Below are 25,866 nucleotides of genomic sequence, written 5' to 3'. Positions count from 1 at the left end.
CCGTGCGCCACTTCTCGTACCTCACCGACGACGAGCGCGAGCGGCTGTTCGCCGTGCCGCCGGGCGACGTCGGTCCGGCGACGCCGCGCGGCATGCTCGCCCTCGCCCTCGGCGCGACGCTGTACAGCCCCGCCACCCGCCCGGCGCTGGACGCCGACGCCGCGCGCGCGGCCACGGTGGGGACGACCAGCGTGGTCTGGTGCCTCGAGGACGCCATCCCGCACGCGGCGGTCCCCGACGCGGAGGCCAACGTCGTCGCGGCACTGCGGCGCATCTCCGCGCGGGCGGCCGCCGGTGAGCAGCCGGCGCTGCCGCTGCTGTTCGTGCGGGTGCGCTCGGCCGAGCAGATCCGCTCGATCGCGCTGGCCGCCGGGCCGGCGCTGGCCTGGCTCACCGGCTTCAGCCTGCCCAAGGCCACCGGCGCCACGCTCGCGCCCATGCTCGAGGCCATCGCCGAGGTGGGCTCGGCGACCGGGCAGCCGCTGTACGGCATGCCGATCCTGGAGACCGCCGAGCTCGCCTGGCGGGAGACCCGCGCCGACGCGCTCGCCGCCCTCGCCGCGGTGGTCGACGCCCACCGGGAGTCGGTGCTGTGCCTGCGAGTGGGCGGCACCGACCTGTCGGGGCTGTTCGGCCTGCGGCGCGACCGCGACACCACCATCTGGGACGTCGCCGTCGTGCGGGACTGCCTGGCCGACGTGGTCAACCGGTTCACCCGCGGTGGCGACCAGGTGGTCACCGGTGCGGTGTGGGAGCACATCCCCGGCCCCCGGCTGTTCAAGCCGCAGCTGCGCTCGACGCCGTTCAGCGACCAGCACGAGGGCGGGTTGCGGCAGCGGATGATCGCCGGCGACCTCGACGGGCTCATCCGCGAGGTGACGCTGGACAAGGCCAACGGCGTGCTGGGCAAGACCGTCATCCACCCGGCGCACGTCTCGGTGGTCAACGCGCTGCTCACCGTCTCCCGCTCGGAATACGACGACGCCCTCGAGATCCTCATGGCCCGTGGCCGGGGCGGGATCGCGGTGTCGACGAACGGCCGGATGAACGAGATCGGGCCGCACGCGCTGTGGGCGGAGCTGATCAGCCGCCGCGCCGCCGTCTACGGCGTCGTCGCCGACGAGGCCGCGCTGGTCGACCTGCTCTCCACCGGGCAGCGCCGGCTGGCCGAGGTCTTCGCCGGCGGGGAGGCGCAGCGCGCGTGACCGCCACCCTCCCCGGTGCCGCCTGGCTGGGCGGCACCGTCTCCGGCCTGCTCGGGATCGACGTCGCCGCGCGCGACCGGTTCGCGCGGCTGTGCGGACTGGGGCTGCGGGACAACCCCCGCCGCGCCCACCTCGTCGTCTCGCGCGTGCTCGGCAAGCACGTGCCGGCCGCGCCGGACACCGTCCTCGCTGCCGGGGCGGCGGTCGGCGACGCCGTCGCCGCGGTCCTCGGGGACGAGCGGCCCGGCCTGGTCATCGGCTACTGCGAGACGGCGACCGGCCTCGGCCACGCCGCCGCCGACCGGCTCGGCGCCGCCTACCTGCACACCACCCGGCGCGTGCACCCCGGCGTGCCGGTGGCCGCGGCGTTCGAGGAGGAGCACTCGCACGCCGTCGCGCACGCGCTGCAGCCCACCGGGGCGGTGACCCTCGACGTGCCCGGGCCGCTGGTGCTGGTCGACGACGAGCTCACCAGCGGCCGCACCGCGCTCAACACCGTGGCCGAGCTGCAGGTCCGCTGGCCGCGCGAGCGCTACGTCATCGCCACGCTGCTCGACGCGCGCACCCCGGCCGCCCGGGCGGCGTTCGCCGAGCGGGCGGCGGCCCTGGGCGTGCGGGTCGACGTCGCCGCCGTCCTCGCCACCGAGCTGACGCTGCCGGCCGACGTCCTCGACCGGGCTGCCGCCGCCCGCGCCGCCCTCCCCGCCGCGGCGCCGCCGCCGTCGGGCGCGCCGGGGTCCGTGGCCGTGCACGAGGGGCTGTGGCCCGCCGGCGTCCCCTCCACCGCCCGGCACGGCCTGACCCCGGCCGGCAGCGCCCGCCTCGCCGAGGCCGCCGACGCCGTCGCCGCGGCCCTCGCGCCGGCGCTGGCCGGCAGCCGTGGCGTCCTCGTCCTCGGTACCGAGGAGCTCATGCACGCGCCCACCCTCGTGGGTGCGCGGCTGGCCGGGCGGCTGCCCGGCGTCCCCGTCACCACCCAGTCGACCACCCGGAGCCCCGTGCACGCCGCCGACGACCCCGGCTACGCCCTGCGCCGCAGCCTGGCCTTCCCCGCACCCGACGACCCCGCCCGGGTCTCCCGCGTGCACAACCTCGCCGACCCGGCCGCCGTGCCCGCCGCGGGCCCGTGGTCCGACCGGCGCGCCGACGACGTCGTCGTGGTGGTGGACGCGTCGGCCGCCGACGCCGCGCCGATGGCCGAGGCGCTGCGGCCCTTCGCCGCCCGCGCCGTGCACCTGGTGACCGTGCCGCTCGCGGAGCCGGCCCCGTGACCGCGCTGTCCGCCCGGCTCGCGCCCGCCGTCCCCGGCCGGTTCGGCTCGTATGCGCCGGAGGAGGTGACCTGGCTGCTCACCGACCTGTCGTCGGTCGCGCTGGAGCGCGGCACCGAGGACCGCGAGGAGGCCATCCAGTCGGGCACCCACTACTCGGAGATGCTGCCGGTCGAGTACCAGCCCGACGACGACTACCTGGCGCTGTTCACCGCCGCGCTGGCGCAGTCCGCAGGCCGGCTCGCCGACGCCGTCGCCCGGGTCGGCGAGCTGGTGTGGGACGCCGCGGCCGCGCACGGGCAGACGCCGGTGCTGGTGTCGCTCGCCCGCGCCGGGACGCCGATCGGCGTGCTGCTGCGGCGCTGGTTCCTCGCCTCGCGCGGCGTGGCCGTGCCGCACTACACCGTCTCGATCATCCGCGGCCGCGGCATCGACGAGGTGGCGCTGGCGCACGTGCTGGCCCGGCACCCGGCCGCCGCGCTGCGCTTCGTCGACGGGTGGACCGGCAAGGGCGCCATCCAGCGCCAGCTGACCGAGGCCGTCGGCGCCTGGACCGCCGCGCACCCCGAGGACGCCGCCCTCGACGACCGGCTCGCCGTCCTCGCCGACCCCGGCGTGTGCACCGACCTGTACGGCACCCGCGACGACTTCCTCATCCCCAGCGCCTGCCTCAACAGCACGGTGTCGGGGCTGGTGTCGCGGACGGTCCTGCGCGAGGACCTCATCGGCCCCGGCATGTTCCACGGCGCGAAGTACTACGCCGAGCTCGCCGACGCCGACGTCTCCGCGCTGTTCGTCGACACCGTCGCCGCCGCGTTCCCCGCGGCCCGACCCGTTGACGACGTCCCGGCCGGCGAGCGGCGTCCGACGTGGGAGGGCTGGGCGGCGGTCGAGGCGATCGCCGCGGAGTTCGGCATCGCCGACGTCAACCTGGTCAAGCCCGGGGTGGGGGAGACCACGCGGGTGCTGCTGCGCCGGGTGCCGTGGCAGGTGCTGGTGCGGCCCGACCGCGCCGAGGACCTCCGCCACGTCGCCGCGCTGGCCCGGGCCCGCGGCGTCCCGCTGGTCGAGGTTCCCGACCTGCCGTACTCCTGCGTGGGGCTGATCCGGCCGGTGGGCAGGTGACCGCCGTCCTCACCTCGGCCCTGGCCGCCGTCGACCTGGACCGCACGCTCATCTACTCCGCCGCCGCGGCCGGCGGCGCCGAGGGCCTGCAGGTCGTCGAGCACCTCGACGGCGCCCCGCTGTCGCACGCCACCCCGGCGTCGTGGCGGCTGCTGGCCGACCTGGCGGAGCGGGCGCTGCTCGTGCCGGTGACCACCCGCACCGTGGCGCAGTACGAGCGGGTCCGGCTGCCCGTCGTCCCGCGGTACGCGCTGTGCGCCAACGGCGGCGTCCTGCTCGCCGACGGCGTCCGCGACCCCGACTGGGACGACTGGGCCGCGGCCACCGCGGCGCAGGCCGCCCCGTTGCCGGAGCTGCTCGCGCTGCTCGAGGCCGTGGCGGGCGAGCCGTGGGTGCGCACCGTCCGCGCCGCCGAGGGCCTGTTCTGCTACCTCGTCGCGCACGCGCGGGAGGCGATCCCGGCCGGCTGGCTCGCCGACACCGGCGCCGCGGTCACCGCCGCCGGGGCCATGCTGTCGGTGCAGGGCCGCAAGGTCTACGTCGTGCCCGCCGGGCTGTCGAAGGCCGCGGGGCTGCTGCGGCTGCGCCGGCTGCTCGCGGGGGAGGGGCCGGCGCCGCGGCTGCTGTGCGCCGGCGACAGCCTGCTCGACGCCCCGATGCTGCTGGCCGCCGACGCCGCCGTCCGCCCCGCGCACGGCGAGCTGCACGAGCAGGGCTGGACCGGCGCGCGCGTCGCGGTCACCGCCGCGAGCGGCGCGGCCGCCGGGGAGGAGATCGTGCGCTGGCTGCTCGACCGGGTCGGCTAGTCGGCCCGCGCGGTCCGCACCAGGCGGTCGAGCGCGTCCTCGATCGCCTGCGCCTCGCGCAGCACCGCGCCCCAGTCGGGACGGCGGCCCCGCGCGGCGTCCTCCAGCGGGGGCAGCCGCCGGGCGAGGTCCTCGAACGTGCGGCGGAAGCGGCGCGCGCGGTCCTCGGGCAGCCCGGCCAGGAACCGCCGGGCGTCGACGACGGCGCGCTGCACCTCGGTGAGCAGCGACCCGGGGTCCGCGGCGACGGCGTCGAGCCGCTCGAGCCGGCCGGTCGCCGACCGCACCTCCTCGTCGACCCGCCCGGCCGCCGCCCGCACCCGGGCCAGGTGCGCCGCGGCCGCGGGGACGTCGAGCACCGGTGCGTCGAGGGCCGCCTGCAGCGCGCTGAGCGCCTCGTCGGCCTCCGCCAGCGCCTCGGCCGCCCGCTGCGGCGCGCGTTCGACGTCGGCCCACGCCGACAGCGGATAGCGGCGGCGCAGCTCGCTCATCACCGGCGTCAGCCGCTCGTGGCGGGTGCCCAGCGCCTCCCGGCGGGTGCGCACCGAGGCCGCGCCCCGGCGCACCTCCGCGGCCCGCTCCGGCAGCGCCCGCGCCCGTTCGGCGGCGGCCTCCGCGGCGTGCCGGCCCCGCTCGGCGGCGTCCAGCGCGGGCCCGGCCCGGCGGGCGGCCAGCTCGGCGGCGGCGGCCGCGGCGAGGCGGTCGGCGTCGGTCAGCGCGGCGTCGAGCCCGGGGTCGGCCAGCCCGGCGGCGCCCGCGGCGTCGAGCGCGGCGCGGGCCGCGGCGGTCGTCTCCCGCGCGGCGGACACCGAGCGGGCGGCCGTGGCCCGGGCCCGCGCGGCGGTCGCCAGCACCTCGCCGTACTGCTCGCGGAAGCGCACCACCTGGGCGTGGACCTCGCGCAGCGCGGTGGCGGCGGCGCCCAGCTCCGTGGCCGCCGTCCGAGCCCGGCCGGGGTCGGCGTCGGCGGCCGCGTCGTGGTTGGAAAGCGCCTGCAGATAGTGTCCAATGACCGCGTCGGCGTGGGTCGAGAGGTCGCGCCAGTCGCGGGTCAACGAGTCGGGGGCGGAGATGCGGTGCTGAAGCCCTCTCGCGCCTGCCCGCCCGTGTCCCCGCTCGCCCGTGCCGCCCCCGGCCTCCTCGGCCGCGGCCACCGCGTCCGGCAGGTCGGCCAGGGCGGTGTCCAGCTCCAGCATCGCCGCGGCCGCGGCCTCGCGTGCCGCGCTGGCCTCCCGCCGGGGCGCGTCGCGGTCGCGGCGCCACCACGGGGTGCCGACCGGTCCGCTCACGGTCGCCTCCCGTCGCGGTGGCCCGCGTCCGGCGGGGCGGGCCGGCGCCTCCGTGGCCCGGCGGCCTGTGGATACCACGCCGGCACCGCTCCCGTGGGAACGGGCGGCCGGGGCCGCCCGGTCCGCTGACCCCGCACCGCCCGTCGCCCGCCCGGGGGGTGCCGGGAACAGCGCCGGGAACAGAGCCCCACCGGGGTCCGTTGACTGCAGGACCCGCCTCCCGGCCGATCCGGCTCGTCCGTCGTCGTCGCCGCCTCGCCCGCCAGGCGTCGGAAAGGAAACCCTGATGCTCCGCTACTTCGGCTTCTCCGTCGGTCTGACGGTGGCCGCGCTCGTCACCGCCGTGTTCTTCGGCGGACCGGCCGCCCTGCTGGCCGTCGCCGTCCTCGGCGTGCTCGAGGTCTGTCTCTCGTTCGACAACGCCGTGGTCAACGCCAAGGTGCTGCGCCGGATGAGCCCGCTCTGGCGGAAGCTGTTCCTCTACGTCGGCATCTTCATCGCCGTCTTCGGCATGCGGCTGCTGCTGCCGATCGTGCTGGTCTCGGTCACCGCCTCGCTGTCGATCCCCGAGGTGTGGAACCTCGCGCTCAGCGACCAGGAGGCCTACGGCTCGGCCGTCGAGGACGCCGCCGAGGCCATCTACACCTTCGGCGGGATCTTCCTGCTGATGATCTTCCTGAACTTCCTCTTCGACGAGGACCGCGACATCCACTGGCTGTCCTGGCTGGAGAAGCCGCTGGCCAAGGCCGGCAAGCTGCCCTACCTCGCGATCGTCATCGCGCTGGCGGTCATCTACCTCGGCTCGCAGATCGCCGACGACGACAAGTACGCCACCGTCCTGGTCTCCGGCCTCGCCGGCCTGTTCACCTACCTGCTCATCGGCGGCCTCAACGAGCTCATGGAGGCCCCGGAGACCGACGACGACGACGTCACCGCCACCGGCGAGTCGACCTCGCGCGACGGCGTGGGGACGGCGACCAAGGCCGTGGCCGGCGCCGGCGCGGCGGCGTTCCTCTACCTCGAGGTGCTCGACGCGTCGTTCTCCTTCGACGGCGTCATCGGCGCGTTCGCCATCAGCAGCGACATCTTCGTCATCGCGCTGGGCCTGGGCATCGGCGCCTTCTGGGTGCGGTCGCTGACCATCTACATGGTCGACAAGGGCACGCTCGACGAGTACCGCTACCTCGAGCACGGCGCGATGTGGGCGATCGGCTTCCTGGCCGCGATCATGATCCTGGAGCTGCGGTTCCACATCAGTGAGTACGTCACCGGCCTCACCGGTCTGCTCTTCATCGTCGCCGCGGTGATCAGCAGCGTCCTCGCCACCCGGCGCGACCGGACGCACGAGCCGGAGCCCGTCGAGGCCGAGCGCGACGAGGTCACCGCCGGCCAGCGCTGACCGGCACGGCGTCCAGCGGCCCCGGGGCACCCGCCCCGGGGCCGCTGCCGTGTCCGGGGTGGGTCGCGGCGCGGGACCTACCGCGCCGGGAGGGTGCCGGATACGGTCCGCCCGGTCCCGTCCCCTGCACCGAGAGGCATCCGTGGCACAACTCACCGCCCAGAAACGCGTCCTGCACGCCGACCTGCACGGGGACCGCATCCGGGCCGCCAGCGGCTCGATGGTCGCCTACGAGGGCAACGTCGACTTCAAGAACTCCGGGATGGGCGGGGGCGGCGGCATGCGCGCCGCGCTCAAGCGGGCCGTCGCCGGCGAGAGCATCTCCCTCATGGACTGCACGGGCCACGGCCGCGTGCACCTCGCCAAGGACGCGATGGACGTCCTCGTCGTCGACCTCGGGGGCGACACGCTCACCGTGGAGAGCGAGCACATCCTCGCTCACACCGAGCACCTGCGCCTCGACGTCCAGTTCGCCGGCCTGCGCGGCATGACCAGTGGCCAGGGGCTCGCCACCACGACCGTGACCGGCCAGGGCCAGGTGGCCATCGTGTCCGACGGGCCGGTGATGGCCCTCGAGGTCGCGCCCGGCCAGGACCTCGTCGTCGACCCCGACGCCTACGTCGGGTCCCGCGGCCAGCTGTCGATGAACCTGGTCAGCGGCGTCTCCTGGAAGTCCCTCGTGGGCGAGGGCTCCGGCGAGCCCTTCTCCCTCCGTTTCACCGGGCACGGCCTGGTGCTCGTTCAGTCCTCGGAGCGCTGAGCGTTGTCGTTCGAGACGGTCAACAGCAAGGTCGTGCGCGCGCACGTCGGCCCGGCCAGCCCCGTGCTGGCCCGCCGCGGGGCGATGCTCGGCTACTCCGGCCAGGTCACCTTCCGCCCGGTGCACGGCCAGGGCCGTGGCGTCGGCGGGATGCTCGGTGCCGCGATGTCGGGCGAGTCCAACCCGATGATGGCCACCGAGGGCACCGGCCAGGTGCTCTACGGCTACAAGGGCCTGCACGTCACCGTCCTGGAGCTCGACGGCAACGCCCCGCTGGTGTGCGAGGCCGACCGGCTCCTGGCCCACGACGCGAACCTGCAGACCAGCGTGCAGTTCCTCGGCTCCGGCGGCGTGAAGTCGGCGATCTCCGGCGCCATGACCGGGCAGGGGCTGTTCACCACCAACGTGCACGGCCGCGGCTCGGTGGCGCTGCTGTCGCACGGCGGCGCCTTCCCGCTGCAGCTCAACGGCACGCAGGTCGGCGTCGACCCGCAGGCCTACGTCGGGCACGTCGGCCAGCTCTCGGTCGACCTGGCGGCGAAGGTCGGCTTCCGCGACGTGGTCGGCCGGGGTTCCGGCGAGGCCTTCCAGTTGAAGATCAGCGGCTCCGGCACGGTGTACGTGCAGGCCAGCGAGCAGAAGTTCTGAGGACGGCGACGATGACCTACCCGCCGAACAACCCCTACGGCGGCGGCAACCCCTACGGGGGTCAGCCCCAGCCCGGCTACGGCCAGCCCCAGCCCGGCTACGGCCAGCCCCAGCCCGGCTACGGCCAGCCCCAGCCCGGCTACGGCCAGCCCCAGCCCGGCTACGGCCAGCCGCCCTACGGCGGTCAGCCGCAGCCGCCGTACGGCGGCCCGCCGCAGCCCTCGGGCCCGCCGGCCGGCGTGCCGACGACGCTCAACGTGCAGTCGCTGCCCGACGACGACAACGTCAACCCCTACGTCTTCTGCATCACGCTCAACGGCGAGTGGTTCATGAGCAAGGGCGCGATGCTGGCGTACTACGGCAACGTCCAGTTCGACGCCGTCACCGAGTACTCGTCGGTGCAGGCGTGGGTGGGCGCCAAGTTCTCCAGCCCGATCTACGTGCAGGACTGGGTGGTCGCCCAGGGCCACGGCAAGGTGCTCATCGGCGACCGCGGGTTCGACCTCAACGCCTACGACCTCGACGACGGCAACCTGACGATCAAGGCGAGCAACCTCTGCGCGTTCTCCCCGGCGCTGGAGCTCAAGCAGTCGATCGTGCCCGGGTTCGTCACGCTCATCGGCACGGGCAAGTTCATCGCCTCGTCCAACGGGCCGGTGATCTTCGTGGAGCCGCCGTTCCGGGCCGACCCCGACGCGCTGCTCGGCTGGGCCGACTGCCCCTCGCCGTCGGTGCACCACGACGCGCAGTGGATGACGCAGAGCATGCTCGGCGCCCTCTCCGGGGCGCTGGGTCGGGCCTCGGGCGAGGAGCGGCAGTACGACTTCACCGGCAAGGGGACGATCCTGCTGCAGTCCTCTGAGGTGGCCCGCGAGGACCCGGCGGTGCTGCGGCTGGTGGAGTCGCAGACACAGCTGCTCACCAACGCCCAGGCAGGCAGCCTGGGCCAGCGGCTGGTCGCCCGCGCCCAGCAGCAGCACTGACCGTCGCCCGGCCGGGCCCCCGCTCGGGGACCCGGCCGGGTGACGACTGCACTACGCTCGGTGCCCCATGCGGCCCGCCGACCTCGCCCTGCTCCGGACCCCCGGGGTGCCGGCGGTCTCGCCCGACGGGCGCATGGCGGTGGTCGCCGTCGGCCGGCCCGACCTCGATGCCGACCGCTACCGCGGGCAGCTCTGGGCCGTCCTCACCGACGGCTCGGCGCCGGCCCGCCCGCTGACCTCCGGCGCGCGCGACACCGCGCCGGCGTTCTCCCCGGACGGCCGCTGGCTGGCCTACCTGTCGGCCGCCGACGGCGGGCACCCCCAGCTGCACCTGCTGCCCACCGCGGGCGGCGCCCCCCGCCGGCTCACCGACGCCCCGCTCGGGTGCGGCGTCCCGGTCTGGTCGCCGGACTCCCGCCGCCTGGCCTTCGTGGCCCGGGTCCCGGAGCCCGGCCGCTACGGCACGGCCGAGGGGGTGCCGCCGGAGGCCGAGCCGCCCCGGCTGGTCACCCGGCTGCGGCACCGCGTCGACGACGTCGGGTACACCGCCGACCGGCCCAGCTGCGTGTTCGTCCTCGACCTGCCCGCCGACCCGCTCGACGACACCGCCGAGCTCCCGCAGCCGCGGCAGGTGACCGACGGCCGCGGCGAGGACACCGACGTCGCCTGGTCACCCGACGGCCGGACGCTGGCCTTCGTCTCCGCCCGGCACGCCCGCGCCGACCGCGACCTGGTGCGCGACGTCTGGCTGGTCCCGGTGACCGGCGGCGAGCCGCGGCGGGTCACCCGCGGCCGTGGTGAGTGCCGGATGCCGGCGTTCGACCCGGCCGGCGCGTCCCTGTACGTGACCGCCCGGCCCGACCTCGGCCCCGACGGCCTCGACGTCGCCGCGCGGGGCCTCACCCTGTGCCGGGTGCCGGTCGCCGGCGGCCCGCTGCAGCCGGTGCTCGACCCGCGAGAGCACCACCGCGGCGACGACACCCCGGCGACGGTGCTGGCGGAGGGAGCGGCGCTGGTCGGCGTCGAGCGGCGCGGCTCGGTGGCGCTGCTGCGGGTGCCCCTCGACGGCGGCGCACCCGAGACGCTGGTCGACGGGCCGTTCACCGTGCGCGGGATCGGCGCCGGCGGCGGGGTCGTCGTCGCCACCGTGGCGCACGACCGGTCGGCGGGGGAGCTGGTGGCCCTCACGCCCGGCCGGCGGCGGCTGCTCACCGGCTTCGGCTCCGCGCTGGGCGCCACCGGGCGGCTGCACCGCAGCACCGAGCGGACCGTCGTCGCGCCCGACGGCACGCGGGTGCACGGCTGGGTCACCGTGCCCGAGGGCCCCGGGCCCCACCCGGTGCTGCTGACCGTGCACGGCGGGCCGTTCACCCAGTACGGCTGGTCGCTGCTCGACGAGACGCAGGTGTACGCCTCGGCCGGCTACGCCGTGGTGCAGTGCAACCCGCGCGGGTCCTCGGGGTACGGGGAGGAGCACGCGCGGGCCGTCGTCGGTGCATGGGGGCAGCGGGACGCCGACGACGTCCTGGCCTTCCTCGACGCCGCGCTCGCCGACCCGGCGCTCGACGCCGGCCGGGTGGGCGTCCACGGTGGCTCCTACGGCGGCTTCCTCACCGCGCTGCTGCTCACCCGCACCGACCGGTTCGCCGCCGCCGTCGTGGAGCGGGCGGTGACCGACCCGGCGTCGTTCGCCGGCTCCAGCGACATCGGCTGGTGGTACGCCGCCGCCTACATGGGGCCCGACCCGGTGAGCCCGCTGGCGCAGGCGGCCGCGATCCGCACGCCCACCCTCGTCGTGCACTCCGAGCAGGACGAGCGCTGCCCGGTCGAGCAGGGCCGCCGGCTGTTCGTCGCGCTGCAGCAGCAGGGCGTGCCGAGTGCGCTGCTGCTGTTCCCCGGCGAGGGCCACGAGCTGTCCCGCTCCGGCCGCCCCCGGCACCGGCTGGCCCGCTTCGAGCACCTGCTCGCGTGGTGGGACCGCTGGCTGCCCGCCGGCGGTCAGCCGAGCCGCAGCCGCGCGCCCTCGGCGGACACCACCAGCCGGCCGCCGTCGCGGGTGCACGGGAAGACCGCCACGTGGCCGGAGCCGGGGACCGGGAACCCGCCGTCGATCTCGTAGCGGGCGTTGGTCACCTTGCGGCGGGTGGCGACTGGGTCGTCGGGGTCCGCGGGCGGGGCGTCGGGCCGCAGCAGGACGACCACCTCGGTGCAGCCCGAGGGCCAGGTCCAGCGCAGCCGGTCGCCGGCGAGGGCCAGGCCGGTGACCGGCGGCAGGGACACGGGAGCGGCGGCCGGCGGCCGGGTCTCCCCGCTGACGGCCTCGGGGGCGACGACGCCCAGCCGCGAGGCGACGACGACGTAGCCGGCGACCGGGCCGTAGCCGCCGTCCTCCAGCGCGGTGGTGGCGGTCGACCCGACCACCTGGCGGGTGCCGTCGGGCCGCACGCGCAGCACCCGGTACCCGACCGGGCCGGGGGAGGCCGACGCCGTCCAACGCACCTCGCGGGCACCGCCGGGTGCCGGGGCGACCACGACGCCGGTGGCCGGCGCGACGCCCAGCGCGGCGAGCTCCGCCTGCGCGGCCGGGTGGTCGGCCACCGCGCCGAGGGCGGCGAGCAGCGCGGCCTCCCGCCCGGGTCCCGACGGCGGTGCCGCGGCGAGGGCGGCGTCGGCGGCGGCGAGCGCGGCGCGGGAGGTGGCGAGGAGCTCCGCGGCGTCCTCGCCGGCCGGGCCGGGCACGTCCGCGGCGTCGGCGGCCAGCCGCTCCAGCGTGGCGGCGGCCGCGGCGTGCCGGCGGGCGGCCAGCACCGGCGCGAGCGTCCGCCACGACGCCTCCGCGCGGGCGGCGACCTCGGCGGCCTCGTCCTGGGCGGCGCGGATCGGCGGGTGCATGCCCCCGGCCGCGGCGAGCGCGGCGGCGGCGTGCCGGGCGGCGGCGCGCGGCCGGCCGGCCCGCAGAGCGGCGCGGGCGGCGGACACCTCGGCCGACCAGTCCGGCGTCCCGCCCGGGCGCACGGCCGGCGGGGGAGGAGGCGGCGTGACGGGGGAGCCGGCCTCGCCGGCCAGCGCGGTGACGACGGCGGAGGCCCGCTGCGGGTCCAGGCCGGCCGCCATCGCCTCCTGCACGAGGACGGCCGCGTCGGCGGGGGTGAGCCGGTCCTCGACGAGCACCGCGGCGGCGACCCGCGGCCGCAGTGCCTCGCGGACGTCGGCGGCCAGCGCGTCGAGGTAGGCGTCCGGGTCGCCGTCGACGAGGAGTGCGCCGACGGCGACCAGCAGGTCGTCGACGAGCGCCCGCCGCCGGTCGGGGCGGCGCTGGCGGTTGAGGACGACCAGCGCGTCGCGGCGGCGGCGCACGGTGTCGCGGTCCGCCGTCGGCGGGAGCTCGAGGAAGGCGTGCAGGCTCGGTACGCGGGCGCCCTCGATCCGGCCGAGCTCCTCCAGCCCGTCCCGGACCTGCCGCAGCACGGCGTCCCCGGCGGCCGGTCCCGAGCCGAGCTGCCGGTGCCGGCGCAGGCGCGCCTCGAACGCGGCGTCGTCGATGCCCGCGGCGGCGGCCAGGCCACGCAGCCCCTCGACCTTGTCGGCCGGCACGCCGCCGAAGCGCTCGACCAGCCGCTGCAGGGCGGCGTCGAGCTCGGCGTACCGGGCGGCCTCCCGCCGGGCGCGCTCGGCGCGGGTCTGCTCGGCGAGCCGGGCGCGTCCGTCGGCGGTGCGCAGTTGGGCGGCCAGCGCGTCGTGCGTCTGCAGCAGCGCCGTCACCAGGCCCCGGTACTTGGGGTGGTCGCGCTGCTTCTGCCAGAACGCCCAGACCTCGCCGACCCGGCGGGCGACGTCGTCGTCGGGGAGGAGCCCGTCCAGGGGGAGGTCGTAGACCTCGAAGGGATCGGACGCGTCGGGGCCGCCGCGCGCCTCGATCGCGGCGAGGACGCGCTTGCGGTAGTCGTTGCCGTCGAGAGGAGGGAGCACGCGCTCAGTCCCGCCGGCGGCGGATGCGGCCGACCTGTGCGCGCTCGCGGGCGACGTCGGCCTGGCTGAGCGCCGCGCCGGTCTCGACGCGCACGGTGAGCGGGCGGTCGGCGAGCCCCTCGTGCAGCGCGGTGAGTTCGAGGATGCCGTCGAAGCCCATGCGCAGCACGACCTGGATCTCGGTGCCGGCGGGGTGGCCGGGCGGGATGTCCTCGATGGAGGCCTCGGCGAGCAGCTTGGCGTCCTCGGGCCGGGTGGACTCCGTCCCGCCGCCCTGCTCGACGACGCGGATGGTGACCCGCCGCTGGTCGTCGTGCACGGTGCCGAAGGAGCGGCGCACGGCCACGGGCAGGCGGTCGTTGCGGTGCACGAGGAAGACGGTGGCCGGCTCGCCGAACCGGTCGAGCGCCAGGACGCCGAAGCCGCGGGAGACGGTGTTGAGGACCTGGATCTCCACGGTCCGCCGCACCTGCGCGGCCGAGAGCCCGAAGGCGTCGCCGAGGCGGGCGCAGGCGGCGTCGACGTCGGCGGGGGCGGCGTACTCCAGCGGCGTCCCGGCGCGCAGCTGCCCGCGGGTGACCAGGTCGGCGACGAGCAGGCGCTCCAGCTGCTTCTTGCGGCCGTACACCGCGGCGCCCTTGGCGACGGCGAGGTCGGGGTCGTGCACCTCGGCGCGCACGCCCAGCTGGGCGGTCAGCCGCTGCGCGACGGCGGGCATCCGGGTCGAGCCGCCGACCAGCAGCACCCGGTCGATGCGGTCGACGCCGCGGGCGCGGGCCGCGGCGACCGCCGCGCGGGTCAGCGCCATCGTGCGGTCGAGCAGGCCCGCGGTGAGCTGCTCGAACTCCGCCCGGGTCACCGGCACGTCGACCCGGCGGCCGTCGTGCTCGACCGGCACGACGACGGCGTCGCGGACGCTGAGCTCGCGCTTGGCCCGCTCGGCGGCGAGCACGAGGGCCTGGCCGCCGGCGCTGTCGTCGAGGGGGTCCTCGGCGTCGGGGTGGGCGGCGAGGAAGGCGCGGGAGAGGTGGACGGCGAGCTTCTCGTCCCAGTCGGCGCCGCCGAGCTCGTGGTCGCCATCGGTGGCGACGACGGCCAGCCGCCGGTCGGCGAGCTCCACGACCGCGACGTCGACGGTGCCGCCGCCGAGGTCGTAGACGAGCGCGACCTCCTCGAGGTGGTCCGAGGGGCCGCCGCCGTCGAGGCGGGCGAAGCCGTAGGACAGCGCGGCCGCGGTCGGCTCGTTGATGACGTCGAGGACGGTCAGGCCGGCGTACTCGCCGGCCAGCCGGGTGGCCCGCCGCTCCTCGTCGCCGAAGTAGGCCGGCACGGTGATGACGACGTCGCGCACCGGTCCGTCGGTGGAGAAGCTGGTCTCGCTGACCAGCGCGCTGAGGACCAGGCTGCTCACCGCGGGCGCCGACCAGGACCGGCCGTGGCTGACGAAGCGCCAGGTGCTGTCGCCCATGCGCCGCTTGACCAGCGTGCAGACGTCGTCGGGCTGGGCGCGGGCCAGGACGCGGGCGCGCTCGCCGGTGACGTAGTCGTCGGGGCCGACGAAGAGCACAACGCTGGGCAGCGTGGGCGCGCCGTCGAGGAGCGGGACGACGCGGGCGGTGCCGTCGTCGTTGACCTGCGCCAGGCAGCTGTAGGTGGTGCCGAGGTCGATCCCGTGGACGGTGGGGGAGGGCGAGGGGGCACCGGCCGGCATGGGCCGGAGGGTAGCGGCGCCTCTAGTCTCGGGGTGACGTGTCCGCCGCTCAGAGCGCAGGTCCGCCTCCGGGGGTGACCTGCGGGGAGGCCCTCCTTGGTCGACTACACGAAGCGCCAGAAGTCCCCGCCGCCGCAGCCGGAGACCCCTCCGGCGCCGCCGCAGCCGCCGCCGTACCAGCCGCCCCCGCCGCCGCCCCACCAGCAGCCGCCGGGCCAGCCGTACGGGCAGCCGCCCTACCCGCCGCCGTACCCGCCGCCGGGGCAGCCGTACGGCCAGCCGCCGTACCCGCCGCCGGGGCAGCCGTACGGCCAGCCCCAGCCGCCGCAGGGCCCCTACGGGCAGCAGCCGTACGGTCAGCAGGCCCCGCCGCCGCCTCCCCAGCAGGGCGGCGTGAACCTGGGCAAGGTGTCGCTGACCAAGTCGGCGCCGTCGGTCTCGCTGACCAAGACGGCCGGCACCACCGGCGTCCTGCGGGTCAACCTCAACTGGAACTCCCGGCCCGGCGGCGGCGGGGGCGGTGGCTTCCTCAAGCGGCTCGCCTCGGCCGGCTCGGGGGCCATCGACCTGGACCTCGGCTGCCTCTACGAGTACGCCGACGGGTCCAAGGGCGTCATCCAGGCCCTGGGCAACGCCTTCCGCGGGCAGCACACGCTGGGCAACGGCCAGTCGATCGTGTGGCTGGACGGCGACGACCGCTCGGGCTCGAACAGCGGTGGCGAGAACCTGATGGTCGACCTGCAGCACACCCAGCTGATCCGCCGCATCCTCGTGTTCGCGCTCATCTACGAGGGCGTGCCGAACTGGGGCCAGGCCGACGCCGTCGTCACGATGTTCCCGGCGAACGGGCCGCAGATCGAGGTGCGCCTCGACGAGCACGACCCCCGCGCCCGGATCTGCGCCATCGCGATGATCGAGAACCAGGGCGGCCAGCTCGTCGTCAACCGCGAGGTGCGCTACGTGCACGGCGGCCAGGACGTCCTGGACCGCCAGTACGGCTGGGGCATGGACTGGACGCCCGGCCGCAAGTGACGTCCTGAGCGGTCCCACTCCTGGAGCCGTCCTCGTCCTCCGGGGGTCCTGCGGGACCCCCGGAGGACGAACTCCACCCCAGGAGACCGCGCGGCCGATCCTGAGCCGCGCGGGCCCGGTTCCGGTCGGCGCCCACGGGTACCCGCTGCTCGTGCAGCTCCTCCTCACCGGCGCGTCCGGGTTCGTGGGCGGCCGGCTCGCGCCGGCCCTGGTGAAGGCGGGGCACGACGTCCGCGCCATGACCCGCCGGCCGGACGACTACGGCGGCGCCGGCACGCCGGTGGCCGGTGACGTCACCGACGAGGCGTCGCTGCGGCAGGCGCTGCGCGGCTGCGAGGCGGCCTACTACCTGGTGCACTCGCTCGGCGACGCCGACTTCCGGCGCAAGGACGCCGAGGCCGCGCGCACCTTCGCCCGCGCGGCCGCCGACGCCGGCGTCGAGCGGATCGTCTACCTCGGCGGCCTCGGCCGCGACGGCGACCAGCTCTCCGCGCACCTGCGCAGCCGCCGCGAGGTGGAACGGCTGCTCGCCTCGACCGGCGTCCCCGTCACGACCCTGCGCGCCGGCATCGTCGTCGGGCACGGCGGCGTCTCCTGGGAGATGACCCGCCAGCTCGTGGCGCACCTGCCCGCGATGGTCACGCCGCGCTGGGTGCACACCCGCACGCAACCGATCGCCGTCGCCGACGTCGTCCGCTACCTGGTGGGCGTCCTCGAGGCGCCCGACGCCCGGGGCCGGGTGTTCGAGGTCGGCGGCCCCGAGGTGCTCACCTACCTCGAGATGCTCAGCCGGGTCGCCGACATCCAGGGCCGGCGCCTGTTCGTCGTCCCGGTGCCGCTGCTGACGCCGAGCCTGTCCTCGCGCTGGCTGGCACTGGTCACCGACGTCGACGTCACCACCGGCCGGTCCCTGGTCGACTCGATGATCAACGAGGTGGTCGTCACCGACGACGCCATCCGCACGGTGGTGCCCTTCGAGCCGATGGACTACGACCAGATGGTGCTCGTGGCGCTGGGCGAGCGGGCGGCCGACCGCCGTCGCGCGGCCCGCGCCCGCCGGGCCGGCCTGCTCGCCCGCGGCGCCCGCTCGTGAGCCGACGGCACCCGCTCGTGAGCCGACGGCGCGGTGGCCTGCTCGCCCGGGCGGCCGACCGGCTGCCGGACTGGCTGGTCCAGCCCGTCCCGCGCGACCATCGCGAGACCGACGCGGCCTTCCGCCGCCGCCGGAGGGTCACCGCCGGCGTGACGCTGGGGGGTGCCGGGCTGCTCGGGGTCTCGCTGTCGACGCGGCCCGGGTCGCCGGGCTTCTACGGCCTCACGATGGCCGTCGCCGGCACGTGGATCGCCGGCGGCCTGGCGTCGGGTCCGCTGCACCTGGGCTGGATGCTCACCCCCGACCACCAGCTGCGCCGCCCCGTGGTGACGCCGGTGCTCACCGGCGCCGGCGCGTTCGGCCTGTTCTACGGCGCGGCCCTGGTGGCCCGCCGGATCCCCGCCCTCGACCGGGCGATCACCAAGGTCATGCGCTACGCGTACCAGGGCTCGACCCCCCTGGTGGCGACGACGGCGCTGGCCAACGGCGTGGCCGAGGAGGTCTTCTTCCGTGGCGCGCTGTACGCCGCGATCGGCGTCGACCGCCCGGTGCTCACCTCGACGGCGGTCTACGGCCTGGCCACCGCGGCCACCCGCAACCCGGCCCTGCTGATCGCCTCCCTGGTGATGGGGGCGCTGTTCGGGATGCAGCGGCGGGTCACCGGCGGCATCCAGGCCCCCGTGCTCACCCACGTCACCTGGTCGGCGCTGATGCTGCGCTTCCTGCCGCCGCTGTTCGCCGACCGCTCCGACGTCTACGACCGGCGCCCCGCGGACGCCTGACCCTCACCAGCCCCGCTCGCGCCACTCCCCGAGGTGCGGGCGTTCGGCGCCGAGCGTCGTGTCCTTGCCGTGCCCCGGGTAGACCCACGTCCCGTCGGGGAGGACGGCGAACAGCCGCTGCTCGACGTCGTCGAGGAGGCTGGTGAAGCGCTCCGGGTCCTGCTGGGTGTTGCCCACGCCGCCGGGGAAGAGGCTGTCGCCGGTGAAGACGTGCGTACCGGCGTCGCCCTCCCCGCGCCAGACCAGCGCGATGCTGCCCGGCGTGTGCCCGCGCAGGTGCACCACCTCGAGCACCTGCTCGCCGACGGCGACGGTGTCCCCGTGCGCCACGGTGCGGTCGACCGGGACGGGCAGGTCGGCGGCGTCGGCGGCGTGCGCCACCGTCTGCGCCCCGGTGGCCGCCACGACGTCGGGCAGCGCGCGGTGGTGGTCCCAGTGGCCGTGCGTGGTGACGACGGTGCGCAGGTCGGCGCTGCCGATCAGCCGGTGCAGCGTCTCGGGCTCCGCGGCCGCGTCGACGAGCAGCGCCTGCCCGGTGGCCGTGCAGCGCAGCAGGTAGGCGTTGTTGGCCATCTCGCTGACCGCGACCTTGCTGATCGTCAGGCCGGGCAGCTCCCGCACGTCGGCCGGGCCGCCCACCTGCACGTCGCCGCTGTAGACGTCGCCGCTGCCGCTCATCGGGCCTCCGTTCGAGAACTGTCGGCGACCGCGGATACGGTCGGCCCCATGGACGCTAGCGGAGCTCCGGGCGGCGCCCGGCTCGTCGGCCTGCCCGCCTCCGTCATCGCCGCGGGCGTGCGCTCCGGGCAGCTGTCCGCGGTCGACGTGGTGCGCGCCCACCTCGCCCACCTCGCCGACGTCGAGCCCCGGATCGGCGCCTTCCGCGTGGTCCGGGCGGCGGCGGCGCTGGCCGAGGCGGCCGCGGTCGACGCCGACCCGCGCCGGGGCACGCTGCCGCTGGCCGGCGTCCCGGTCGCGGTGAAGGACAACGTCGCGGTGGCCGGCGAGGTGGCCACCGACGGCTGCGCCGCGTCCTCCGCCGGCCCGGCCGGGGCCGACCACGAGGTCGTCGCCCGGCTGCGCGCCGCCGGTGCCGTCGTCGTCGGGATCACCCGCGTCCCGGAGCTGTGCCTCTACGCCGCCACCGACGGCCCGGGCACGGTCACCCGCAACCCGTGGGACACCGCCCGCTCGCCGGCCGGCAGCTCCGGGGGCAGCGCCGCCGCGGTCGCCGCGGGCGTCGTCCCGCTGGCGCACGGCAACGACGGCATGGGCTCGCTGCGGCTGCCCGCCGCGGCGTGCGGCCTGGTCACGCTCAAGCCCGGCCGCGGCGTGCTGCCCGGCGGGATCGGCGCCGACGACTGGTCGGGCATGGCCGTCAACGGCGTCCTCGCCACCACGGTCGACGACGTCGCGCTGGGCACCGCCGTCCTGGCGGGGGAGATCTCGGCGCTGGACTGGGCGGGGCCGTCCGCCCCGGGCCGGCCGCTGCGGATCGCCGTCGCCCGGCGTTCCCCGGTCCCCGGCGCGCGGCCCGACGGTCCCGCACGGGCGGCGGTCGAGCGCACGGCGCGGCTGCTGCGCGGCGCCGGGCACGTCGTGGTCGAGAAGGACCCGGTGGTCCCGCCCGGTGCCGCGGCCGGCGGCATCGCCCGCTGGCTGGCCGGCGCGGAGGACGACGCCGCGTTCCTGGGCCTGGACCGGGCGGCGCTGCAGCCGCGCAGCCGCACGCACGCGCGGCTCGGCCGGCTGGTGCGCCGGGCCGGGCTCGTCCGCCCGCGGACGGCCGAGCGGTTCCGCGAGCGGACGGTGGCCTTCTTCGCCGACGACGGGATCGACGTGCTGCTGACGCCGATCACCAACGGCCCGCCGCTGCCCGCGCGGCCGTGGCACGAGCGCGGGTTCTGGGCCAACGTGACGGCCAACGCGCGCTGGGCGCCGTGGGCCTCGCCGTGGAACCTGGCCGGGGTCCCGGCGGTCGTGCTGCCTGCGGGGACGCGTTCCGAGGGGCACCCGCTGGCGGTCCAGCTGGTCGGCCCCCCGGGGAGCGAGACGCGACTACTCTGGCTGGCCGGAGAGCTGGAACGCCGTGCGCCCTGGCGCCGTCACGCGCCGGTCTTCGACCCCGCCGGAGTGCCGTCCCCGGCTCCCGCCTGAGCACCCGCACCCAGGCGGCAACGTCACCGTCGTCACGGATTGCGCGCGGTCCGTGACGGCGTTGCCCGTATCGACATCTCGACACCACCAGGGCCCCGGCACGACCGGCCGGCCCGGCTGACCGACAGGGATCACATTGGACCGTCTCGTCGTCCGCGGCGCCCGTGAGCACAACCTCAAGGACGTCCACATCGACCTGCCCCGCGACGCCCTGATCGTCTTCACCGGGCTGTCCGGATCGGGCAAGTCGAGCCTTGCGTTCGACACCATCTTCGCCGAGGGGCAGCGGCGCTACGTCGAGTCGCTGTCGGCCTACGCCCGGCAGTTCCTCGGGCAGATGGACAAGCCCGACGTCGACTTCATCGAGGGCCTGTCGCCCGCGGTGTCGATCGACCAGAAGTCGACCAACCGCAACCCGCGCTCGACCGTCGGCACGATCACCGAGGTCTACGACTACCTGCGGCTGCTCTACGCCCGCGCCGGCCAGCCGCACTGCCCCAACTGCGGCAAGCCGATCGCGCGGCAGACGCCGCAGCAGATCGTCGACCAGGTGCTGTCGATGGAGGAGGGCACCCGGTTCCAGGTGCTCGCCCCGGTCGTGCGGGCGCGCAAGGGCGAGTACGTCGACCTGTTCAGCTCGCTGCAGACCCAGGGCTTCTCCCGCGTCCGCGTCGACGGCACGGTGCACCCGCTCACCGAGCCGCCGAAGCTGAAGAAGCAGGAGAAGCACACGATCGAGGTCATCGTCGACCGGCTGACGGTGAAGGAGAGCGCCAAGCGCCGCCTCACCGACTCGGTCGAGACGGCTCTCGGTCTCGCCGGCGGCCTCGTCGTCCTCGACTTCGTCGACCTGCCCGAGGACGACCCCGAGCGCGAGCGGACCTTCTCCGAGCACCTCGCCTGCGTCGACGACGGCCTGTCGTTCGAGGCCCTCGAGCCGCGGAGCTTCTCGTTCAACTCGCCGTTCGGCGCCTGCCCGGAGTGCACCGGCATCGGCACCCGCAAGGAGGTCGACCCCGACCTCGTCGTGCCCGACCCGGAGAAGAGCCTGGCCGACGGCGCGATCGCCCCGTGGGCCGGCTCGATGAGCAACGAGTACTTCCAGCGGCTGCTCTCCGGCCTGGCCGACCAGCTCGGCTTCTCCATGGACACCGCGTGGGAGAAGCTGCCGGCCAAGGTGCAGAAGGCCGTCCTGCACGGCTCGCCGGACCAGGTGCACGTCCGCTACAAGAACCGCTACGGCCGCGAGCGCAGCTACTACGCCGCCTTCGAGGGCGTCCTGCCCTTCCTCGAGCGCCGGCACGAGGACACCGACAGCGACTACATGCGGGACAAGTACGAGGGCTACATGCGCGACGTGCCCTGTCCCGTCTGCCACGGCACCCGGCTCAAGCCGGAGATCCTCGCCGTCAAGCTCAACAGCCGCTCGATCGCCGAGGTGACCGGCCTGTCGATCGGCGAGGCCGCCGACTGGCTCGGCGCGCTGGAGCTCGGCGATCGCGAGCGGGCGATCGCCGACCGGGTGCTCAAGGAGATCCAGGCCCGGCTGTCCTTCCTCGTCGACGTCGGCCTGGACTACCTGTCCCTCGACCGCCCGGCGGCGACGCTGGCCGGTGGCGAGGCGCAGCGCATCCGGCTGGCCACGCAGATCGGCTCCGGGCTGGTCGGTGTCCTGTACGTCCTCGACGAGCCCTCGATCGGGCTGCACCAGCGGGACAACACCCGGCTGATCGAGACGCTGGTCCGGCTGCGCGACATGGGCAACACCCTCATCGTCGTCGAGCACGACGAGGACACGATCAAGACCGCCGACTGGGTGGTCGACATCGGTCCCGGCGCCGGTGAGCACGGTGGCGAGGTCATCGTCAGCGGCACGGTCGAGGAGCTGCTGGCCAGCGAGCGGTCGCTGACGGGGAAGTACCTGTCCGGCCGGATGGAGATCACCGTGCCGAAGGTGCGGCGCCAGCCGCAGCCCGGCCGGGAGCTGGTGGTCAAGGGCGCCCGCGAGCACAACCTCAAGGGCGTCGACGTGACGTTCCCGCTGGGGCTCCTCGTCGGCGTCACCGGGGTCTCCGGGTCCGGCAAGTCCAGCCTGGTCAACGACATCCTGTACACGGTCCTGGCCAACCAGCTCAACCGCGCGCGGATGGTCCCGGGCCGGCACCGGACGGTCACCGGGCTGGAGCACCTGGACAAGGTCGTGCACGTCGACCAGTCGCCGATCGGGCGGACCCCGCGGTCCAACCCGGCCACCTACACCGGCGTCTGGGACCAGGTCCGCAAGCTGTTCGCGCAGACGTCGGAGGCGAAGATCCGCGGCTACCAGCCGGGGCGGTTCTCCTTCAACGTCAAGGGCGGGCGCTGCGAGGCGTGCTCCGGCGACGGCACGCTGAAGATCGAGATGAACTTCCTGCCGGACGTCTACGTTCCGTGCGAGGTGTGCAAGGGCGCCCGGTTCAACCGGGAGACGCTCGAGGTGCACTACAAGGGCAAGACGGTGGCCGAGGTCCTCGACATGCCGATCGAGGAGGCCGCGGACTTCTTCGCCGCCATCCCGGGCATCGCGCGGTACCTGCGCACGCTCACCGACGTGGGCCTGGGCTACGTGCGGCTGGGTCAGCCGGCGACGACGCTGTCCGGCGGTGAGGCGCAGCGGGTGAAGCTGGCCAGCGAGCTGCAGAAGCGGTCCAACGGGCGCAGCGTGTACGTCCTCGACGAGCCGACCACCGGCCTGCACTTCGAGGACATCCGCAAGCTGCTGCTCGTGCTGCAGGGCCTGGTCGACAAGGGCAACTCGGTGATCGTCATCGAGCACAACCTCGACGTCATCAAGAGCGCCGACTGGCTGATCGACATGGGTCCCGAGGGCGGGTTCCGGGGCGGCACGGTCGTGGCCGAGGGGCCGCCGGAGTTCGTCGCGTCGGTGCCGGAGTCGCACACCGGGCGGTACCTGGTGCCGCTGCTCGACCCGAAGGCGGTCGAGGCGGCGGCCGCCGGGACGAAGAAGCGGGCGACGCGCAAGCGCGCCAGCTGACGGGAGCGGGACGGGTGCGTGTCGGCGAGGTGCGGGTCGACGCCGTCGCGGACGGGACCTTCGTCGCCCGCCGGAGCTACTTCGGCGAGGCGGTGCCGGCCGACGCGCACCCGGAGCTCTTCGACCGGGACGACGCCGCGTGGCTGCCGATCGGCTGCTTCGTCGTCCGCACCGGCGACCGCGTCGTCCTGGTCGACGCCGGACTCGGGCCGGAGGCGCAGTCGCTGCCGGACGGGATGCTCCTCGTCGGCGGGCAGCTGCCCACCGGCCTGCGGGCGCTCGGCGTGCGGCCGGACGACGTGACCGATGTCGTGTGCACGCACCTGCACGCCGACCACGTCGGGTGGCTGTTCGGCCCGGACGGCGAGCCGGTGTTCCCCGGCGCGACGGTCTGGTTCGGCGCCGGCGACGCGGCGCACTTCGTGGACGGGCCGGGGGAGATGGCCGCGCACGTCCGCACCGGCTTCCGGCGGTGGGCGGGGACGCCGCGGCTGCGTGCCCTCGCCGAGGACGCCGTCGTGGCGCCGGGGGTGGAGGCCGTGCTGACGCCCGGGCACACGCCCGGCTCGCTGTGCGTGTCGGTGACGTCGGCCGGCGAGCGCCTGCTGCTGCTCGGGGACGCGATCACCTGCCCGGTGCAGCTCGCCGAGCCCGGTTGGCGGTCCCTCGGGGACGTCGACCCGGCGCTGGCCGGCCGCACCCGCGCGCGGCTGTGGCGGGTGCTGGGGGAGGAGGGGACCTCGGGCGTGGGCGCCCACTTCCCGCAGCTCGCGCACGGCCGGGTGACGGGCTCCCGTCTCTGGCAGCCCGCCGACCAGCGCTAGACCGCGGCGTCGGCCAGGTGGGCGGCCAGGACGGCGCGGCCGCCGCGGCGCGGGTCCCGGCTGATGCGGGTCAGCGACCGGCCGTCGCTGCGTGGTGCCTGCGTCGTGGTCTCCAGGACGTCGTCGCCGCGCCAGAACCGGACGAGCCGGGCGTGGACCGTCCGGTCGCCCAGGACGAGCTCCGCGGCGCCGGTGGCCAGCAGCTCGTCGGCAGCGCGGTGCAGCTCCGGTCCCCAGCGCTGTTCGACGTCCGCCAGGTCGGCCTCGCGGTCGGTGCGGGAACGGGCGGCCTCCTCGGCGAGCGCTGCCCGTTCGGCGTCCGTGGCCGGACGGCTCCCGCCCGGGACACCCGGTCCGAAGACGACCGCTCCTCGGTGGACCGGCTGGTGACCTGGACCGCCGTCGAGCCGGTGCTCGTCGAGATACGCCTGCGCCGGGTCGATCACCCGCATGAGGAGCCTCGGCAGCGCCATCCGCGGACCGTAGTGCGCCCGCCTGCCCTCGGTGCTGCGCCGACCCGCTCAGTACGGCGGTGGGGTGGTGGCGGCGGTGAGGCCGGTGGGTGTGGTGACGGTGAGGGTGCCGTCGGGGGCGAGGGTGTGTCGCCAGCCGGGTGCCTGGTGCTTGCCGCGGTGGTGGCCGGTGCAGTAGCCGGTGAGGTTGCCCGCGGCGGTGGGTCCGGCCGGCCACGCGACGGCGTGGTCGAGTTCGCCGCTTCTCGGGACGCGGCGGCGGCAGCCGGGGAAGCGGCAGCGGCGGTCGCGGGCGCGGACGTGCCGGTCCAGGGCGACGCCGGGGCGGTAGCCGGCGGTCGGGCCGGGCGTGCTCAGCCCGGTGCCGGTGGTCGCGGCGCGGCGCAGGGCAGGCAGGTCGGTGAGGCCGAGCAGCGCACCGGTCAGGGCGTCGGTGAGGACCAGGCGGGGCCGGTCGGCCAGCCCGCCGCCGCCGGTTGTGGCCAGCAGGCCGGCGAGCGCCTGACGGGCTTCGTCGGTGGCGGCCGCGAGGGCGGTGAGGGCGTCGGGGGCGGCGGTGACCCGCCCGGCGGGGCCGTGCGCCCAGGCGGCCTCATCGGCGGCGTCGGCCCGGGCGGCGGTGGCCACCAGGCGGTGGGCGCGGCTCAGCTCCTGCTGCGCGGTCAGGACCGCATCCCCGGCGTCCTCGATCGCGCGGTCGGCGCGCGCCCACCAGCCATCCGGGGGACCGGCTGGGTGCGGAGGTGGTGCGGAGTGGGTCCGTGCCAGGAGGTCGGGTGGCCCGTCCTCGTCGATGAACTGCGGTGGCGGCTCGGCATCGAACTCCCCGGCCAGCACCCGACGCTCCATCTCGGCCCACCACGCCGCCAGTTCTCCGGCCTCGGCCTCGTAACGCGCCGCCTCAGCGGCGGTGATGCCGCGCAGCGCCTGATCGCCCAGCGGGGAGTCATCGCCAGCGGTGCCCTGGCCTCCTCCGCGACTGCCGGTGGGGGTGGTGGTGGAGGTGGTGCCGGTGCCGGCGTCGGTCGTGGCGGCGTCCTCGGCGGGGGCGGCAGCGGTGGTGGCCGGCGGGTGCCCGGTGAGGGCGGCGAGCAGGGCGCGGACCGTCTCGGCGGGCACCACCTGTCCGTCGATCTCGCACGGCTGGTCCCCACCGAGCAGCGCGCCCAGCGGTGCGATCACCGACAACACGACCTGCACCGGCGGGAGAACGGTCTCGCCGGGGCGCAGCACCAGGTCGAGCAGGCAGTCGGCCATCTTCTGCCCACGGGAGCGCCCATCGGCGGGGTCGGCGGGCAGCGCGTCG

20 protein-coding genes are annotated in these 25,866 nt (G+C 76.2%); 15 read left to right on the top strand and 5 right to left on the bottom strand.

Features of this window, described 5'->3' with window-relative positions; translation table 11 throughout:
* Nucleotides 1–2: 2 nt before the first annotated feature.
* Genes FN207_RS23680 through FN207_RS23665 form a run of 4 tightly spaced genes read left to right on the top strand, consistent with a single transcriptional unit; the run spans nucleotide 3 to nucleotide 4,406 of the window.
* Nucleotides 3–1,205 (top strand): HpcH/HpaI aldolase/citrate lyase family protein, encoded by a 1,203-nt coding sequence (locus FN207_RS23680; RefSeq protein WP_142460912.1) that lies wholly within the window; start codon nucleotides 3–5, stop codon nucleotides 1,203–1,205.
* Nucleotides 1,202–2,476, top strand: coding sequence for a phosphoribosyltransferase domain-containing protein (locus FN207_RS23675; protein WP_185938544.1), 1,275 nt, complete (start codon nucleotides 1,202–1,204; stop codon nucleotides 2,474–2,476). Before FN207_RS23680 ends, FN207_RS23675 begins: the two co-directional genes overlap by 4 nt.
* Complete coding sequence (locus tag FN207_RS23670; RefSeq protein ID WP_185938543.1) at nucleotides 2,473–3,600, top strand: cysteine protease StiP family protein; 1,128 nt, start codon at nucleotides 2,473–2,475, stop codon at nucleotides 3,598–3,600. The genes FN207_RS23675 and FN207_RS23670 overlap by 4 nt, the downstream gene beginning before the upstream one ends.
* Complete coding sequence (locus FN207_RS23665; RefSeq protein ID WP_185938542.1) at nucleotides 3,597–4,406, top strand: HAD family hydrolase; 810 nt, start codon at nucleotides 3,597–3,599, stop codon at nucleotides 4,404–4,406. The genes FN207_RS23670 and FN207_RS23665 overlap by 4 nt, the downstream gene beginning before the upstream one ends.
* Here FN207_RS23665 and FN207_RS23660 read toward each other — a convergent pair.
* A complete protein-coding gene (locus tag FN207_RS23660; RefSeq protein ID WP_142460910.1) occupies nucleotides 4,403–5,695 on the bottom strand; it encodes a hypothetical protein in 1,293 nt (430 codons plus the stop codon). The genes FN207_RS23665 and FN207_RS23660 overlap by 4 nt on opposite strands.
* 286 nt (nucleotides 5,696–5,981) lie before the next feature.
* Here FN207_RS23660 and FN207_RS23655 point away from each other — a divergent pair, with 286 nt between their 5' ends.
* The 5 genes from FN207_RS23655 (at nucleotide 5,982) to FN207_RS23635 (ending at nucleotide 11,604) form a co-directional block, all read left to right on the top strand.
* Nucleotides 5,982–7,094 carry a DUF475 domain-containing protein gene (locus FN207_RS23655; RefSeq protein ID WP_221888376.1) on the top strand — a complete coding sequence of 371 codons (1,113 nt, stop codon included), beginning with the start codon at nucleotides 5,982–5,984 and terminating at the stop codon, nucleotides 7,092–7,094.
* 142 nt (nucleotides 7,095–7,236) lie between these two features.
* The gene (locus tag FN207_RS23650) at nucleotides 7,237–7,854 is read left to right on the top strand and encodes an AIM24 family protein (RefSeq protein ID WP_142460909.1); all 618 of its coding nucleotides are present in this window, start codon (nucleotides 7,237–7,239) and stop codon (nucleotides 7,852–7,854) included.
* A 3-nt stretch (nucleotides 7,855–7,857) separates the two neighbouring features.
* Nucleotides 7,858–8,502, top strand: coding sequence for an AIM24 family protein (locus FN207_RS23645; protein ID WP_142460908.1), 645 nt, complete (start codon nucleotides 7,858–7,860; stop codon nucleotides 8,500–8,502).
* An 11-nt stretch (nucleotides 8,503–8,513) separates the two neighbouring features.
* Nucleotides 8,514–9,485: an AIM24 family protein gene (locus FN207_RS23640; protein ID WP_185938541.1), complete on the top strand. Its 972-nt coding sequence runs from the start codon at nucleotides 8,514–8,516 to the stop codon at nucleotides 9,483–9,485.
* 67 nt (nucleotides 9,486–9,552) lie between these two features.
* Complete coding sequence (locus FN207_RS23635; protein WP_142460907.1) at nucleotides 9,553–11,604, top strand: S9 family peptidase; 2,052 nt, start codon at nucleotides 9,553–9,555, stop codon at nucleotides 11,602–11,604.
* Nucleotides 11,605–13,458: 1,854 nt separating this feature from the next.
* Here FN207_RS23635 and FN207_RS23630 read toward each other — a convergent pair.
* On the bottom strand, nucleotides 13,459–15,165 hold the full coding sequence (locus FN207_RS23630) for an Hsp70 family protein (protein WP_142460906.1): 1,707 nt from the start codon (nucleotides 15,163–15,165) through the stop codon (nucleotides 13,459–13,461).
* A gap of 96 nt (nucleotides 15,166–15,261) precedes the next feature.
* Here FN207_RS23630 and FN207_RS23625 point away from each other — a divergent pair, with 96 nt between their 5' ends.
* The 3 genes from FN207_RS23625 to FN207_RS23615 all read left to right on the top strand — a co-directional run bounded on the left by FN207_RS23625 (nucleotide 15,262) and on the right by FN207_RS23615 (nucleotide 18,072).
* Entirely contained in the window at nucleotides 15,262–16,197 is a 936-nt protein-coding gene (locus tag FN207_RS23625; protein WP_185938540.1) for a TerD family protein, read from the top strand.
* Between the two features lie 151 nt (nucleotides 16,198–16,348).
* The gene (locus FN207_RS23620) at nucleotides 16,349–17,290 is read left to right on the top strand and encodes an NAD(P)H-binding protein (protein ID WP_142460905.1); all 942 of its coding nucleotides are present in this window, start codon (nucleotides 16,349–16,351) and stop codon (nucleotides 17,288–17,290) included.
* A 17-nt stretch (nucleotides 17,291–17,307) separates the two neighbouring features.
* Complete coding sequence (locus tag FN207_RS23615) at nucleotides 17,308–18,072, top strand: CPBP family intramembrane glutamic endopeptidase (protein WP_142460904.1); 765 nt, start codon at nucleotides 17,308–17,310, stop codon at nucleotides 18,070–18,072.
* A gap of 3 nt (nucleotides 18,073–18,075) precedes the next feature.
* Here the strand turns inward: FN207_RS23615 and FN207_RS23610 are convergent, their stop codons facing one another.
* Complete coding sequence (locus FN207_RS23610) at nucleotides 18,076–18,750, bottom strand: MBL fold metallo-hydrolase (protein ID WP_142460903.1); 675 nt, start codon at nucleotides 18,748–18,750, stop codon at nucleotides 18,076–18,078.
* Nucleotides 18,751–18,798: 48 nt separating this feature from the next.
* Between FN207_RS23610 and FN207_RS23605 the strand changes: the two genes are divergently transcribed.
* The 3 genes from FN207_RS23605 to FN207_RS23595 all read left to right on the top strand — a co-directional run bounded on the left by FN207_RS23605 (nucleotide 18,799) and on the right by FN207_RS23595 (nucleotide 24,087).
* Nucleotides 18,799–20,229, top strand: a complete 1,431-nt coding sequence (locus tag FN207_RS23605; protein WP_142460902.1) for an amidase — start codon at nucleotides 18,799–18,801, stop codon at nucleotides 20,227–20,229.
* 136 nt (nucleotides 20,230–20,365) lie between these two features.
* Nucleotides 20,366–23,263, top strand: a complete 2,898-nt coding sequence (gene uvrA, locus FN207_RS23600) for an excinuclease ABC subunit UvrA (RefSeq protein WP_142460901.1) — start codon at nucleotides 20,366–20,368, stop codon at nucleotides 23,261–23,263.
* Nucleotides 23,264–23,277: 14 nt separating this feature from the next.
* On the top strand, nucleotides 23,278–24,087 hold the full coding sequence (locus FN207_RS23595) for an MBL fold metallo-hydrolase (protein ID WP_185938539.1): 810 nt from the start codon (nucleotides 23,278–23,280) through the stop codon (nucleotides 24,085–24,087).
* Here FN207_RS23595 and FN207_RS23590 read toward each other — a convergent pair.
* Together FN207_RS23590 and FN207_RS26565 are read right to left on the bottom strand one after the other, a co-directional pair.
* The gene (locus FN207_RS23590) at nucleotides 24,084–24,560 is read right to left on the bottom strand and encodes a hypothetical protein (RefSeq protein ID WP_142460899.1); all 477 of its coding nucleotides are present in this window, start codon (nucleotides 24,558–24,560) and stop codon (nucleotides 24,084–24,086) included. The genes FN207_RS23595 and FN207_RS23590 overlap by 4 nt on opposite strands.
* 48 nt (nucleotides 24,561–24,608) lie before the next feature.
* Nucleotides 24,609–25,866 (bottom strand): HNH endonuclease signature motif containing protein (locus FN207_RS26565; protein ID WP_185938538.1); only part of this gene is annotated, 1,258 nt, incomplete at its 5' end.

It is taken from the genome of Geodermatophilus aquaeductus, from assembly GCF_900182545.1.
GTDB classification, from domain to species: Bacteria; Actinomycetota; Actinomycetes; order Mycobacteriales; family Geodermatophilaceae; genus Geodermatophilus; species Geodermatophilus aquaeductus.
The sequence above is the reverse complement of the archived record's forward strand: the minus strand, read 5'-3'. Positions and strand labels throughout refer to the sequence as shown.

Excerpts from the sequence above, each read along its gene's own strand:
- FN207_RS23655 (WP_221888376.1), top strand. The coding sequence starts at position 5,982 with ATGCTCCGCTACTTCGGCTTCTCCGTCGGTCTGACGGTGGCCGCGCTC.
- FN207_RS23640 (WP_185938541.1), top strand. The coding sequence starts at position 8,514 with ATGACCTACCCGCCGAACAACCCCTACGGCGGCGGCAACCCCTACGGG.
- FN207_RS23635 (WP_142460907.1), top strand. The coding sequence starts at position 9,553 with ATGCGGCCCGCCGACCTCGCCCTGCTCCGGACCCCCGGGGTGCCGGCG.
- FN207_RS23630 (WP_142460906.1), bottom strand. The coding sequence starts at position 15,165 with ATGCCGGCCGGTGCCCCCTCGCCCTCCCCCACCGTCCACGGGATCGAC.
- FN207_RS23610 (WP_142460903.1), bottom strand. The coding sequence starts at position 18,750 with ATGAGCGGCAGCGGCGACGTCTACAGCGGCGACGTGCAGGTGGGCGGC.
- FN207_RS23605 (WP_142460902.1), top strand. The coding sequence starts at position 18,799 with ATGGACGCTAGCGGAGCTCCGGGCGGCGCCCGGCTCGTCGGCCTGCCC.
- FN207_RS23590 (WP_142460899.1), bottom strand. The coding sequence starts at position 24,560 with ATGGCGCTGCCGAGGCTCCTCATGCGGGTGATCGACCCGGCGCAGGCG.